The sequence below is a fragment of the Rhodoferax sp. RT4P68 genome (assembly GCF_056521305.1).
In genome coordinates this window covers 685212-698561 of record NZ_JBWMBB010000001.1, presented here as the reverse complement: position 1 = coordinate 698561, position 13350 = coordinate 685212, and the positions used below count along the sequence as shown (strand labels likewise).

At 69.5% G+C, this 13350-nt stretch carries 15 protein-coding genes; 6 read left to right on the top strand and 9 right to left on the bottom strand.

The features are described from left to right. The first annotated feature begins 7 nt into the window (after positions 1-7). Positions 8-1204: an HDOD domain-containing protein gene (locus AC099J_RS03205; RefSeq protein ID WP_479613747.1), complete on the top strand. Its 1197-nt coding sequence runs from the start codon at positions 8-10 to the stop codon at positions 1202-1204. Between the two features lie 89 nt (positions 1205-1293). Here the strand turns inward: AC099J_RS03205 and AC099J_RS03200 are convergent, their stop codons facing one another. From AC099J_RS03200 to AC099J_RS03190, 3 genes are read right to left on the bottom strand one after another with little or no spacing between them, the layout of a single operon-like run. Beyond that, positions 1294-2256, bottom strand: a complete 963-nt coding sequence (locus tag AC099J_RS03200; protein ID WP_479613746.1) for a right-handed parallel beta-helix repeat-containing protein — start codon at positions 2254-2256, stop codon at positions 1294-1296. Then, a complete protein-coding gene (locus AC099J_RS03195) occupies positions 2253-3395 on the bottom strand; it encodes a DSD1 family PLP-dependent enzyme (protein WP_479613745.1) in 1143 nt (380 codons plus the stop codon). The genes AC099J_RS03200 and AC099J_RS03195 overlap by 4 nt, the downstream gene beginning before the upstream one ends. Next, positions 3395-4033, bottom strand: coding sequence for a histidine phosphatase family protein (locus AC099J_RS03190; protein ID WP_479613744.1), 639 nt, complete (start codon positions 4031-4033; stop codon positions 3395-3397). Before AC099J_RS03190 ends, AC099J_RS03195 begins: the two co-directional genes overlap by 1 nt. Before the next feature lie 200 nt (positions 4034-4233). Here AC099J_RS03190 and AC099J_RS03185 point away from each other — a divergent pair, with 200 nt between their 5' ends. Continuing rightward, the gene (locus AC099J_RS03185; RefSeq protein ID WP_479613743.1) at positions 4234-4578 is read left to right on the top strand and encodes a hypothetical protein; all 345 of its coding nucleotides are present in this window, start codon (positions 4234-4236) and stop codon (positions 4576-4578) included. Between the two features lie 37 nt (positions 4579-4615). On the opposite strand, the gene AC099J_RS03180 is transcribed toward AC099J_RS03185, so the two are convergent. Then, positions 4616-5248: a TetR/AcrR family transcriptional regulator gene (locus AC099J_RS03180; RefSeq protein ID WP_479613742.1), complete on the bottom strand. Its 633-nt coding sequence runs from the start codon at positions 5246-5248 to the stop codon at positions 4616-4618. 96 nt (positions 5249-5344) lie between these two features. Here AC099J_RS03180 and AC099J_RS03175 point away from each other — a divergent pair, with 96 nt between their 5' ends. The 4 genes from AC099J_RS03175 (at position 5345) to AC099J_RS03160 (ending at position 9994) form a co-directional block, all read left to right on the top strand. Next, complete coding sequence (locus AC099J_RS03175; protein ID WP_479613741.1) at positions 5345-6148, top strand: SDR family NAD(P)-dependent oxidoreductase; 804 nt, start codon at positions 5345-5347, stop codon at positions 6146-6148. Positions 6149-6299: 151 nt separating this feature from the next. Next, positions 6300-7436, top strand: coding sequence for a DUF5938 domain-containing protein (locus AC099J_RS03170; protein WP_479613740.1), 1137 nt, complete (start codon positions 6300-6302; stop codon positions 7434-7436). Positions 7437-7444: 8 nt separating this feature from the next. Next, complete coding sequence (locus AC099J_RS03165; protein ID WP_479613739.1) at positions 7445-8986, top strand: AMP-binding protein; 1542 nt, start codon at positions 7445-7447, stop codon at positions 8984-8986. 93 nt (positions 8987-9079) lie between these two features. Then, positions 9080-9994, top strand: a complete 915-nt coding sequence (locus AC099J_RS03160; protein WP_479613738.1) for an isopenicillin N synthase family dioxygenase — start codon at positions 9080-9082, stop codon at positions 9992-9994. Positions 9995-9997: 3 nt separating this feature from the next. On the opposite strand, the gene AC099J_RS03155 is transcribed toward AC099J_RS03160, so the two are convergent. From AC099J_RS03155 to AC099J_RS03135, 5 genes are all read right to left on the bottom strand, one after another. Further along, a complete protein-coding gene (locus tag AC099J_RS03155; RefSeq protein ID WP_479613737.1) occupies positions 9998-10618 on the bottom strand; it encodes a DUF4136 domain-containing protein in 621 nt (206 codons plus the stop codon). A gap of 44 nt (positions 10619-10662) precedes the next feature. Beyond that, entirely contained in the window at positions 10663-11592 is a 930-nt protein-coding gene (gene ttcA, locus AC099J_RS03150) for a tRNA 2-thiocytidine(32) synthetase TtcA (RefSeq protein ID WP_479613736.1), read from the bottom strand. Positions 11593-11662: 70 nt separating this feature from the next. Further along, complete coding sequence (locus AC099J_RS03145) at positions 11663-12046, bottom strand: dihydroneopterin aldolase (RefSeq protein ID WP_479613735.1); 384 nt, start codon at positions 12044-12046, stop codon at positions 11663-11665. Beyond that, on the bottom strand, positions 12043-12465 hold the full coding sequence (locus tag AC099J_RS03140; RefSeq protein ID WP_479613734.1) for a dihydroneopterin aldolase: 423 nt from the start codon (positions 12463-12465) through the stop codon (positions 12043-12045). The genes AC099J_RS03145 and AC099J_RS03140 overlap by 4 nt, the downstream gene beginning before the upstream one ends. Further along, positions 12446-13246, bottom strand: coding sequence for an SDR family oxidoreductase (locus tag AC099J_RS03135; RefSeq protein WP_479613733.1), 801 nt, complete (start codon positions 13244-13246; stop codon positions 12446-12448). Before AC099J_RS03135 ends, AC099J_RS03140 begins: the two co-directional genes overlap by 20 nt. Positions 13247-13350: the final 104 nt, after the last annotated feature.

The following is a 13350-nucleotide window of genomic DNA, read 5'->3' as shown; positions in this document are numbered from 1 at the left end:
AGGACACATGTCGCAATCGGTCGTTGGCAGCATCACCCTGGGCTACCGCCCGCTGTGGAACAAGCAGCGCGAGCTGGCCGCCGTGCAGCTCTTCGTCGAAGCCGCCCAGGGCGGCGCCATCGACGCGGTGCACCTGGTGCAGACGCTGCAGGAGCTGTCTTCGATGGCCACGCCGCAGCTGCTGCTGTCCATGCACAACAAGCGCCTGCTGTCCGACATGCTGGCCCATGCCCCGCCCGGCGACTACTGGGTCGAGGTGCGCAACGAGTGGCTGAGCGAGCCCGACATCGCCGCTCGCGTCCCGCTGGCGCATGCGCGCGGACTGCAGCTGGTGTGGCGCGGCGCACTGGAGGACTGGGCGTCTGTGCCGCTGCGCGCGTGCTTCTTCCTGCGCCTGATGACCATGGAGCCGCATACGGTGGCCGCTGCGCTGCAGGTGGCCAGTGGCGGCCCTGGCGTCAGCCCCGTGGTCGCCGGCCAGCTGTACGAAGGCGTGCACAGCCGCGCGCTGGCCGAACACTGCCTGGACCAGCAGGACGCGCTGGCCCTGGTCGGCTGGCCCGATGAGGACGTGCTGCACGGCCACCGCCTGCAGCCCGTGGCGCCAGACCACCAGATCATCGTGCGTGCCGCCAAGGCGGTCGACGCCGACCAATCGATGGAGCAGATCGAAGCCGTCGTGCGCGACGAGCCGGTGCTGGCCTACCGCTTTCTGGCCTACACGAACTCGGCCTCGATGGGCCTGCGCACCGGCATCGATTCGGTGCGCCACGGGCTGATGATGCTGGGCTACGGCGCGCTCGGCCGCTGGCTGGCCGAGCAGCTGCCGCACGCCGCCACCGACCCCAACCTGCGCCCCGTGAAAGCGCAGATGGTGTTCCGCGCGCGCCTGACCGAGCACCTGCTGGACGCCGGAACCGAAGACAGCCTGCGCCGCGAGGTCTATCTTTGCGGGCTGTTCTCCGAACTCGACCTGCTGCTGCACGACCCGCTGGGCGTGCTGCTGAACCGCCTGCCATTGTCCGAGCGCATCTACGCCGCAGCCGTCAAGCGCAGCGGGCCGTATGCATCGGCGCTGCAGATGGCCCGCGCGTTGGAAGGCGACGACACCAAGACCATGCGCACCGTGGCGCGGACGCATGGGATGTCGATCGAGGAAGTGAATCGGCAGTTGCTGCGGACGTTGGTGGCGGCGCGCAAGTAGCGGGCGAAGACGGCACATCCAAAACCGACCAATTTGGATTCAAATCCCGACTGACTTAAATTGAAACGCCGTCCAATTCAAACCAAAGTTCAGTAGCCCAGCGTCTGCGCCCGCGTGCTACTGGCCCCTTCCAGCCGGTTGCCGCGCAGTTCGACCTGCCGGTCACCCGGCGCAACGCGCAGGTATTCGCCTCCCTTGGGCAGATCGTCGACGAGGGTGTTGTCCTGCATCACCAGCTCGTTGCGCGGCCAGGGGTAGCCCTCGGCGCCGTAGGACACCATGATCGGGTTCTGCGTGGCCGGGCCCTGGCGCAACTGGTTGTGGCTGACGCGCGCGATGCCGCCGTTCGGGAACTCCAGCTCGTAGCTGGCGCTGCCGGCCCCGCCGTCCAGGCGGTTGCCGTGGATCTCGTTGACGGCGGCGCGGCTCTTGAGCAAGTGGCCCACGCGCACATCGGTGAGGACGCTGTCACGCACGCTCAGCCGGGCGATGCGGCCCACATACAGGTTGTGGCTGTAGCCGTCGCCGGCGCCGTTGGCGTGGAAGCGGCTGCGCTCGATGACCAGTTCGCTCGCCGGGTCGTTGGCGCTGAGGATGCCGTTCTCGTTGTCCTCGAACACGCAGTCGACCACCTGCAGACGGCCGGTCTCGAAGCGGATGCCGGCGCCATTGCGCGGCTCGGCACGCGCGCCGCGGAATTCGAAACCCTCGATGCGGATGTCCTGCCCGCGCACGACCCAGATGGCCTTGCGCTCGGCGATGGCGCCGTCGGCCACGAGGCGCACGCGGCCGCCCACGGCCCGAATCTCCAGCCGGCGCTGTGTCCAGACTGCCACATCGGCCCGGTACTCGCCGGCCTGCACCTCGACCACATCGCCATCACGCGCCGCGCGCGCGGCCTGCGCGATGGTGGTGAAGGGTTGGCCAGGGCCGACCTGCAGCGTGGCGGCTAACGCGGCGGCCACGGGCAGCGCGCACAGCGCACCCACGATGGTCCCCACGAGCGCGCCCACCCAGGCGCGGCCCGGCGCTGCCAGACGCCGGCCACTCACCGCAGCGCCCCGCGTGCATCCACGCACAGCAGCTCGGCCACGCGCCCATCCTGCAGGCCACCACGCACGCCCACCATCCAGCCGTGCAGGTTGACGGTGGGGTCGCAATGCCCGGGAATCAGCCAGACCGTCTGGCCCCAGGCCGGCAGGCCCTGGCCGCCATCGGCATGCAGGATGCCGTGCTCATCGCCGCCATTGGCATAGCGCCACGGTGCGCCACCGCCGGGCCGGTGTACCAGCGGCAAGCCGGAATCGATGGCGTGGCTCTTGTGGCCGGCATCGCACACCGCATGCGTGGCGCAGACGCTGGTGACCTGTGATTTGAGGAACAGCGCATGCTCGAACGCGGGTTGCGCGGCGTCGGCCTCGTTGGCGCCGTAGTCAGCGTCCATGAACAGGAACGAGCCGCTCTGCAGCTCGCCATACACGCCGCTGGTGGCCTCGTGCACCATGCTGCCGGTGCCGGCGCCGGTGACCAGCGGCACCGTCACACCGGCCGCGCTGCAGGCGGCCTGAGTGGCGCGCACCTTGGCCAGCACGGTGGCGATGGCGTCGCGGCGGGCGGCGGCGCCGCGCAGGTGTTGCGCGCCGCCGTGGTAGGCCTGCAGGCCGGCGAAGCGCAGCGCCGGCTGCGCGGCGATCTGCTTGGCCAGCACCGCTGCGGCCGGCCCCGGGGGCACGCCGCAGCGGCCCTGGCCGACGTCGATCTCGACGAACACGTCGATGGCGTCATGCTCACCGGCCAGCGCCTGGGCCAGCCGGGCCACGCCCTCGGCATGGTCGACGGCAATCGCCAGCCGGCCCCCGCGCGCGCGCAGCGTGCGGGCCAGCGTGGCCACGCGCGCCAGCTTGGCCGGTGCGATGACTTCGTTGCTGATGTACAGGTCGGCCACGCCGCGTTCGGCCAGCGCTTCGGCCTCGGCGGTCTTTTGCACGCAGGCGCCGACCGCGCCGGCTGCCACCAGGCGCTGCGCCAGCGCGGCGCACTTGTGCATCTTGGCGTGGGGCCGCCAGCGCACCCCATGCGCCTGGGCAAAGGCCGCCATGCGGGCGATGTTGCGGTCCATGGCGTCCAGGTCGATGACCAGGGCCGGTGTGTCGATGGCGTCGACCGGGTCGCCAACGGCGGCGGCCGGCATCACGCGCTCACCTCGTCCAGCGCGCTGTCGTCCAGGTGGCCGGTGTCGGCCCAGCCCACCAGCGTCAGGCGGTCGGGCGTCCACAGCAGGCGGTTGATGGCCGCGTTGCCGAGCGCCCAGGTGCGAGGCGCCTGCAGTTCCTGGCCGGTGGCCGCGCGGTACAGCACGTCCAGCACGCCGCCATGGCCGACCACCACGATCTGCTCGCCGGCGTGGCCCACAGCCAGCCGCTGCAGCGTACTGACGATGCGTTCGCGAAAGCGCAGCAGCGATTCGCCGCCCTCGGGCTCGAAGGCCGGGTCGCGCTTGCGCCACAGCACGGCCTGCTCGGGCCAGCCGGCCTCGATCTCGGCAAAGGTGCGGCCTTCGAAGATGCCGAACGCGCGCTCGCGCAGGCCAGGGTCGGCCACCACCGGCAGGCCGGCGTTGTCGGCCACGGCGCGAGCGGTCTCGTGCGCGCGGCCGAGGTCGCTGGCGTAGACGCGGGCGATCGGCTCGCCCGCCAGCGCCGCGCCAACGCGCCGGGCCTGCCAGCGGCCGACGTCGTTCAGCGGAATGTCCAGATGGCCCTGGATGCGGGTGTCCACGTTCCAGGCGGTTTCGCCGTGGCGAATGGCAATGATGCGGGTGGCGTCCATCGGCGGATTCTAGGAGCGCGCCGGCCCCCGGCATCACCATGCAGCGCACGCGCTTCGGACGGCGTTCAGCATCCACCAGCTTGAGGACGGCCTACCGAGAAGTAGGTAGGACAACTGCAGCCTGCTCCACCAAGATCCTGGCCAACGATCCGCTCTTCGGAGATTGCCATGCTTGCCACAAGCCACCAGGGGGAATGACCATGCACCCAACGCCCACGCTGTCGACGCTGGCTGCACTGCCCACATCGCTGCAGCTGATCGTCTACCTGTACCTGTTGACCAACGCCGTGCGCATCTTCACCTACCTGCCGCAGATTCACGCGGTCTGGGCAGCGCGCGACGGTGCGCGCGCGATTTCGCTGCTGACCTGGGGATCGTGGGCGCTCTCGCACGCGGCAGCGCTGGCCTATGCGCAGCTGGTGGTGCACGACGTGGCGTTGAGCGTCATCTCGTGCATCAACCTGGCGGGCTGCAGCGCGATCACCGCGATCACCGTGCACCGCCGGCTGACCTGGCGGCGCATGGCGCTCGCGCCGGTGCACTGACCTGCTGCTGAACGCGCCGCTGGCGCCGCGGTAAGGCTCAGGCTGTCGCAGCCGGCGGGGCGACAGGCAGCAGCCGCCCCAACAGCGCGCCCACATCCCGCTTCATCGCGGCGATGGCCTTCTTGTCGCCCGACAGGTGCCGCAGCAGCGCCTGCTGGAACACGCCGTCGATGGTGGCGTAGGCCAGGGCCGAAGTGGGCAACCCCTCTCGCACACCGGCCAGCACGGCCAGGCGCGCCACCACGCGCCAGATCATCTTCTCCAGGCTCTTGTCGATGGCCACCACATCGGCGCGGAAGGCCTCTTCGAACATGGCCTGCGCGCGCAGGTCGTACCACAGGCGGTGCAGCGGTGCCTCGTCGCGCAAGGTCTGGCCCAGCGCGTCGAGGAAACCCTGCAGCAGCGTGGCGTGGTCAGGCGCCCCGGCCACGACGTCGTCATAGCGTGTGACACAGCGGGCCTTGTACTGGCGAACGCTGCACAGGATCAGGTCGGTCTTGTCGCTGAAGTAGTAGTGCAGCACGCCGTGCGTGAAGGCCGAGTTCTGGGCGATCTCGCGCAGACTGGTGCGCGCATAACCCAGCGTGGCCAGCGTCTGCAGCGTGGCCTCACCGAGCTCGGCGCGGCGCTGCTCGAACTTCTCGGCGACAGGCTTGGAGGCAGTGCGCATGGTGACGGCAAAGATAGCACAGGCGGTGTAAACCCCCGTGCGCTCTCCACTCGCCCAGTTTTATTCTGACAACTGTCCAAACCACACGGAGACACGATGACGAGCTACAACTTGGCGGGCCGTCGCGCCCTGGTGACCGGCGGCGCCCAGGGCCTGGGCGTCGGCATGGCGCAGGCGCTGAGCAACGCCGGTGCGGCGGTGATGCTCGGTGACCTGCAGGAGGCCGCCGGCCGCGATGCGGCGGGGGCCATCAACGCCTCGGGCGGCACTGCCCGCTTCGTGCGCATGGACGTTACGCAAGAAGCCGACTGGGAGCGCGCCGTGGCCGCCACCGTCGCCGAGCTGGGCGGCTTCGACATCCTCATCAACAACGCCGGCATCGAGATCACCTCGCTGGTGGTCGACGTGCGGGCCGACGATCTGCGCAAGATGTTCGATGTCAACGTGGTCGGCACGCTGCTGGGCATGAAGCACGCGCTGCGCGCCATGCGGCCGGGCGGCGCGGCGGGCCAGGGCGGCGCCATCGTCAACATCGCGTCCGTCGCGGCGACCATCGCGTTCCCGGCGATTGCGGGCTACTCGGCCAGCAAGTCGGCGGTGGACCGCGCCACCCGCGTGGCCGCCATGGAGTCCGGCAAGCTGGGCTATGGCGTGCGCGTGAACTGCGTCTACCCCGGCCTGGTGCCCACCGCCATGGGCATGCAGCTGGCCGCCGACGTGGTGGCCGCCGGGCTGTTCCCCAGCATCGACGCGGCCGTGGGTGCCATCGTCGGCGAAACGCCGCTGGGCCGTCTGGGCGAGGTGGCCGACATGGCGGACGCGGTGGTCTTCCTGTGTTCGGACGCGGCGCGATTCATCACCGGCATCGGCCTGCCGGTCGATGGCGGCATGGGCATGTAGGCCCGACACCACCCCCCAGGCGGCTTCGCCGCTCCCCCCTCTCCTGCGGGAGGGTGGCGCACCCAGCGCCCTGGCAGAGCCAGTTGCGCGGGTGCCCTGGCGGGCCGCTCCCGACCTTGACCCCTCGTTTGTCCACGCTGAAGGAAATCACATGAGCAACACCACCAAGAAGCCCGTCATCGTGTACGGCGCCAGTGGCTACACCGGCCGCCTGGTCTGCGAGTACCTGCGCGAATACGGCATCCCGTTCATCGCCGCGGGCCGCAGCCACGAGAAGCTCATCGACGCCATGCGCTCGCACGTGCCCGGCATCGAGACGGCCGACCACGAGGTCGTGCAGGTCGAGCACACCACTGCGGCGCTGACCGCGCTGTTCCAGGGCGCCTCCGTCGTGCTCAACACCGTGGGCCCGTTCGCCAAGTTTGGCCACGAGGTGGTGCAGGCCTGTCTGGCCGCCGGCTGCCACTACACGGACACGACCGGCGAGCAAGACTGGCTGATCACCCTTGACCAGGAATACGGCGCCAAGTTCGCCAAGGCCGGCCTGCTGCTGTCGCCAGGCCTCGCGCAGATGTACACCACGGGCGAAATCGCGGCCCAGCTGTGCCTGGAAACACCGGGCCTGGACACGCTGGACATCGCCGTGTTCTGGGGCGGCAGCCCGACCATTGCGTCGACGCAGACCATCCTGGTCAACGCGGCGACCAGCAAGGCCTTTCACCTGCAGGGCAAGCAGTACGTGGAATGGCAGCCCGACGCTGGCCTGTACCAGCTGGCGATTCCCGGCCAGCACGAGATGGCGCTGGCCCTGCCCTGGGGCGGCACCTCGCACCCGGTGTGGTTCAAGCGCGACCCGCGCGTGACCAACGTAAAGGTGCTGGGCGGTGTGTTCAACAAGCCGCTGATGCTGGGCGTGCCCAAGATCGTCGAAGCCGCGCTGAAGGCCACCGAGGGCATGAACGCCGACGACCGCTACGCCGCGCTGGCGCAAACTGCGGCCGGCGTCATGAACACCATGCCGCCGCGCGAGAACCCGCGCATCAACAAGTCGGTCGATTCGGTGCACGCCAGCGGGCCGCTGGGCCGCGCGCACTGCGTGATCTACGGCAACTGCAACTACAAGCAGACCGGGCTGCTGCAGGCCTTCGCCGCCCACTGGCTGCTGCAGCAGCCGCCCCTGCGCACCGGCTTTGCATCTGGCTGCCAGGCCTTTGGCCACCACGCGCTGTTGGGGGCACTGCACCACTTCGGCCTGGTGCAGCCACCGGTACGCACGGTCCACGTCTGAGGTGCTCCATGCAGCTCGTCGATTACCTCGACAAAGGCGCCCAGTCGGGGGCCGACGCGCCCTGCTTCACGATGGAGGGGCAGGACTGGAGCTACGCGCAGGTGCAGCAACTGAGCCACCGCGTGGGCCGGGGCCTGCAGCGTGCGGGCGTCGCACCGGGTGACAAGGTGGCCGTGCTGTCGTCCAACGACGCGACGGCCTTCGGCTGCGTGTTCGGCATCTCGCGCGCGGCGGGCGTCTGGTGCCCGATCAACCCACGCAACGAGATCGCCGAGAACCGCTTCGTGCTGCAGTCCTTCGACTGCGTGGCCCTGCTGTTCCACAGCCACTACGCGCCCATGGTGCAGGCCATGCGTGCCGAGCTGCCGCGCCTGAAGGCGCTGGTCTGCATCGACCAGCGGCTGGACTTTGCGCCCTCGCTGGCCGACTGGCTCGAAGGCGTGGGCAGCGCGCCGCTGCACGTGCGCCCCGCCGGAGACCTGGTCATGCTGCCCGGCACCGGCGGCACCACGGGCCAGCCCAAGGGCGTGATGCTGTCTGGCCGCAACCTGGAGACCATGACCGCGTTGACGCTGATGGGCTACCCGTTCGAGGGTCGGCCCACCTACCTGGCGCTGGCGCCGCTCACGCACGCGGCCGGCGTGCTGTGCCTGCCGATCATGGCGCTGGGCGGGCGCATCGTGATCATGGGCAAGCCCGATCTGGACGCTTTCCTGGTGCTGCTCGCGCAGTACCGCGTGACCCACACCTTTCTGCCGCCCACGCTGATCTACATGCTGCTGCAGCACCCGGCACTGGACAGCACGCGGCTCGATGCACTGCAGTGCTTCTGGTATGGCGCTGCGCCGATGTCGGTCGCCAAGCTGGAGGAGGCGCTGCAGCGCATCGGCCCGGTGATGGCCCAGCTGTTCGGCCAGACCGAGGCGCCGATGATGGTCTCGATGATGGCGCCGCGCGAGCATTTCAATGCAGATGGCTCCGTGGCGCGCGAGCGCCTGGCCTCGGCCGGCAGGCCCGGGCCGCTGGTGCAGGTCGGCATCATGGATGGCCGGGGCCGGCTGCTGCCCACGGGCGAGGTGGGCGAGATCGTGGTGCGCGGATCGCTTGTCATGATGGGTTACTACAAGAACCCCGAGGCCACGGCCGAGGCCGGCGTGCACGGCTGGCACCACACCGGCGACATCGGCCGACTGTCGCCAGACGGCTACCTCTTCATCGTCGACCGCGCCAAGGACATGATCATCAGCGGCGGCTTCAACGTGTATTCGGCCGAGGTCGAACAGGCGCTGCTGCAGCACCCCGCCATCCAGGACAGCGCCGTCGTCGGCTTGCCCGACGACAAGTGGGGCGAGCGCGTGGTCGCGGTGCTGCAGCTGGCACCTGGCCAGTCGCTGAGCCCCGAGGACGCACAGGCCTTCGTCAAGGCGCGGCTGGGCAGCGTGAAGGCGCCCAAGCAGGTGGAGGTCTGGCCCGAGCTGCCACGCTCCAAGGTCGGCAAGGTGATGAAGAAGGAAGTGCGGGCCACGCTGCTGGCGCGCCCGGGCGGCTGAGCGGCGGCGCGGCACGAACGCGTCCGCCTCGCCGACCGTCCAGCGGCCGGGGCGCTTTGCAGCGCCGCAGGCGCTCGAACTATGCTCGTCGGCATGGACAGCATCCCCCGCATCGACATCAGCGCGCTGGCCAGCGCGCACGCCCCGGACCACCTGGCCGTGGCGCAGCAGATCGGCCGCGCGTGCCGCGATACCGGCTTCTTCGTGGTCGACGGCCATGGCGTACCCGCCGCCACGACGGCCGGCGCCTTTGCCGCGGCGCAGACGGTGTTCGCGCTGCCGGCCGAAGCCAAGCGCGCGCTGGCGATCGCACGCCACGGCCACAACCGGGGCTACGTCGGGCTGGGCGTGGAGGCCTTGGACGCGGCCACCGGCCCCGACCTCAAGGAAGCCTACAACCTGGTGTGGACGGACGATGCCTCGCGGCCGCCCAACGTCTGGCCGCCGCTGGCGCACTGGCGCGCGCCGGTGCAGGCGTATTTCGACGCGCTGCTGGCCGTGGGGCGGCGCCTGCACCGCGCATTCGCGCTCGATCTGGGCGTGCCAGAGGACTTCTTCGACGACAAGCTGGACCGGCCCCAGGCCACGCTGCGCCTGCTGCACTACCCGGCACGCCCCGACGCCGATGCGCCACGCGGCCAGGCCGGCGCCGGCGCCCACACCGACTACGGCAACCTGACGCTACTGGCAACCGATGGCGTGGCGGGCCTGCAGGTGCGCAACCGCAACGGCATCTGGGTCGACGTGCCGGCGGTGCCCGGCAGCTTCGTGTGCAACATCGGCGACTGCCTGATGCGCTGGTCCAACGACGTCTATGTGTCCACGCCACACCGCGTGCTGGCGCCAGCGCAGGAGCGCTATTCGATCGCGTTCTTTCTGGACCCGAACCCAGACGCGCTGGTCAGTGCCATCGCGTCCTGCGTGCCGGCTGGCGAGGCGCCGCGGCACGCGCCCATCACGGCCGGGCAGTACCTGCAGCAGCGATTCGCCGCCACCTACGCACACTGAGCGCTACTTCTTCTCCAGCGGCACTTCGATGTTGACGCGCCGCACGCCGGCCGGCGGCTGCGGAAAGCTGCTGAGCGCGGCGTCGAACATCGGCGTCAGCAGTGCCGGGTCGCCCGGCCAGCGCGCCGAATGGACGGCGCGCGTCTCATACACCACCTGCTGGTTCGACAGGTCGCGGATGATGACGCTGACCTCGCGCTGCGCGAAGCTGTTGTCATAGCCGGTCTGCCAGCCCACACCCCATGCCGGGCCGTAGAAGCCGGCGCCGGCCCACCGCCGTCCATAGGGGCCGAAGCGGCTGTAGGCCCAGGGGTCGACCACCTGCACGTTGTTCTGCACCACGGTGCCGACCTGCACGCTGAAGCGGGCCGTGCCCTCGTCGCGCACCCAGCCGGCCTTGGCCAGTGCCGGCTCGGCAGCGGCTTCCAGCTGTGTAAGGGCACCGCCAGCCAGGGCCTGCTGCGACGGCAGGCGCTCGAAGCGGTAAGTGGCAGGCTGCGGCATGGTGCGCAGCTGCGAGAAGGTCTGCACATCGTTGTCGACGATCAAGCTGGTGGCGCAGCCAGACAACAGCACGACCGCGGCCAAGGCCGCAAACCACTGAAAACGTTGGTGAACCCGCATGCTGGCTGCCTCCTCGATGGTGTGAACCGCGCCGGCTGCTGCCGTCAAAGGCGGACGATCTGCAGCACGGACGCAGCTGGCGCCGCGATCTCTTCGGAATCGAAGGCCTTGTCGCCTTCGGGGTCGGGCACGCCGGTGGTTTTCAGACCCTTGAAGTCGTAGCGGGTTCCGTCCAGCAGGTGCGAAGGCACGACATTCTGTAACGCGCTGAACATGTTCTCGACGCGGCCGGGGTACTTCTTCTCCCACTCCTGCAGCATGCTGGCGACCTGCTTGCGCTGCAGGTTTTCCTGGCTGCCGCACAGCGTGCACGGGATGATCGGGAACGCGCGGTGGGTGGCCCAGCGGACCAGCTCACGCTCGGGCACATAGGCCAGCGGGCGGATCACGATGTGCCGGCCGTCGTCGCTGACCAGCTTGGGCGGCATGCTCTTCAACTTGGCGGCAAAGAACATGTTGAGCAGCAGCGTCTGCAGGATGTCGTCGCGGTGGTGGCCGAGCGCGATCTTGGTCGCCCCCAGCTCGTCGGCCACGCGGTACAAGATGCCGCGCCGCAGCCGGCTGCACAGGCCGCAGGTGGTCTTGCCCTCGGGGATCACGCGCTTGACGATGCTGTAGGTGTCTTGCTCTTCGATGTGAAAGGGCACGCCGGTGCTGCGCAGGTACTCGGGCAGCACGTGTTCCGGAAAGCCGGGCTGCTTCTGATCCAGGTTCACGGCCACGATGTCGAACGTGATCGGGGCGCGCGCACGCAGCTTGAGCAGGATGTCCAGCATGGCGTAGCTGTCCTTGCCGCCGGACATGCAGACCATGACCTTGTCGCCCTGCTCGACCATGTTGTAGTCGACGATGGCCTGGCCCATCAGGCGGCACAGGCGCTTTTCCAGCTTGTGGGTTTCGCGCTCGATCTTGAAGCGTTCGCCGGTCGGCGGGGGCGTGGCGGTGGCGGGTTCGTCGGTCCAGACGGCATTCATGCGGGCATCCTCAGGGGCAAGGGCGGGATTTTCCGCCATGTGGCGCCCGGCGCGCCCGGCCGGGGTCTATTCACCACTGCCCGGCTTCGATGCGGATGGCCACTTCGCAGTCCGCGAAGATCTCCAGCTTGGCGATCTTCACGCGCACGCCCAGCACGCCGGGCAGTTGCATCAGCCGCTGCGCGAGCTTGCCGATCAGGCTCTCCAGCAGGTTCACATGCTCGGCCGTGCATTCATCGATGATGATCTGGCGCACCTTGCGGTAGTCCAGTACATGGGTGATGTCGTCGTCGCGCGGGCGCAGGGGCTGCGTGCCCAGGTTCAGCTCGGTGTCCACCAGAATCGGCTGCGGCGCGGTCTTCTCGGAATCGAGGATGCCCAGGTTGGCGTCGAAGCGCAGCCCGGTGAGCGTGAGGATCTGCCTGCCCGACGGGGGCGCGGGGTGCAGGCTCACGATGGCACCGGCCTGTCGGCATGCGGCTTCGCGCGGAACACCTCCACGCCAACCGCCTCGCAATCGGGGTACACATCGGGCTTGCTGGTGGCCAGGTGCACGGCCTGCACGCCGGGGTGCTGCAGCAGTCGCGCGACCAGGTCGTCGCACAGCGTCTCCTGCAGCTCGACATGGCCTTGCGCGATGCGCTCGGCAATGACGGCGCGCACGAAATCGTAGTCCACCACTTCGTCGATGTGGTCGCGCGCCGGGGTCGACTGCGCGTAGGGTACATACAGCGCCACGTCAATCCACAGGCGCTGCGGCGCCGCCTTCTCGAACGCATGCACACCGATGCGCACCTGCACCTCGTGCCGGCGCAGGAACAGCTTGCGGCAGGTCTGCAGCAGGCCGAGGGACTCAGCGCTCGTTGACAACACGTGCATCCTCCTTGAAGCATTCGTCCACCATGAACATCACGTCGCGCTCCAGGGGCACCAGGTGCTGGCCATTGTCCACACACACGGTCACGCCCGTGATGGCGGGCGTGCTGGCCAGAAACAGGCAGGTGCGCGCGACATCGGCCGGGTCGGTCGGGCGGCGCAGCAGGTTGACGCGGCTGGCGCGTTCGAAATTCGCCGCCGTCTGCGGCCCGCTCACATACATCAGCCCCGGTGCCACGCCGCACACGCGCACGGCCGGCGCGAGCGACTGTGCCTGCAAGGCCACCGCGCGCTCCAGCGCCAGCTTGGACAAGGTGTAGGAGAAGTAGTCTGGGTTCAGGTTGAACACTTTCTGGTCGAGCACGTGGACCACGCACGCATCGGGCAGCGCGTGGCGGGCCAGTTGCCGCGCCAGTTCGCGGCCCAGCAGCAGCGGCGCGATCAGGTTGACCTCGAACTGGCGCCGCGCATTGCCGGGGTCGAAGTCCAGCCCCGTGTCCGGCTCGAACAGCGAGGCGTTGTTGACGACGGTGCGCAGTGGGCCGCCGGCCGCCTCGATCGTGGCCATCATCGCGGTGACCTGCGCCGGCTCGGCCAGGTCGGCCTGGACGAGGTCGACGCTGCAGCCCGCGTGGCGCAGCTCGGCCTGCAGTGCCGCAGCCTGTTCGCGTGAATGCTGGAAGTGGCACCAGACGCGCCAGCCGGCCTGCGCGAAGGCGCGCACCAGCTCCGCACCCAGCCGCTGGCCGCCGCCGGTGACCAGGACCTGGTCAGCCATGGACGTGCGGCGCATGGCCAGGCCCGCGCCGCATAATCACGGCCCATTGCGGCGTGGCGCCGGCTGGCAGCGCAAGCTGCTTGCGCCAGCCCATCGACTCGCCG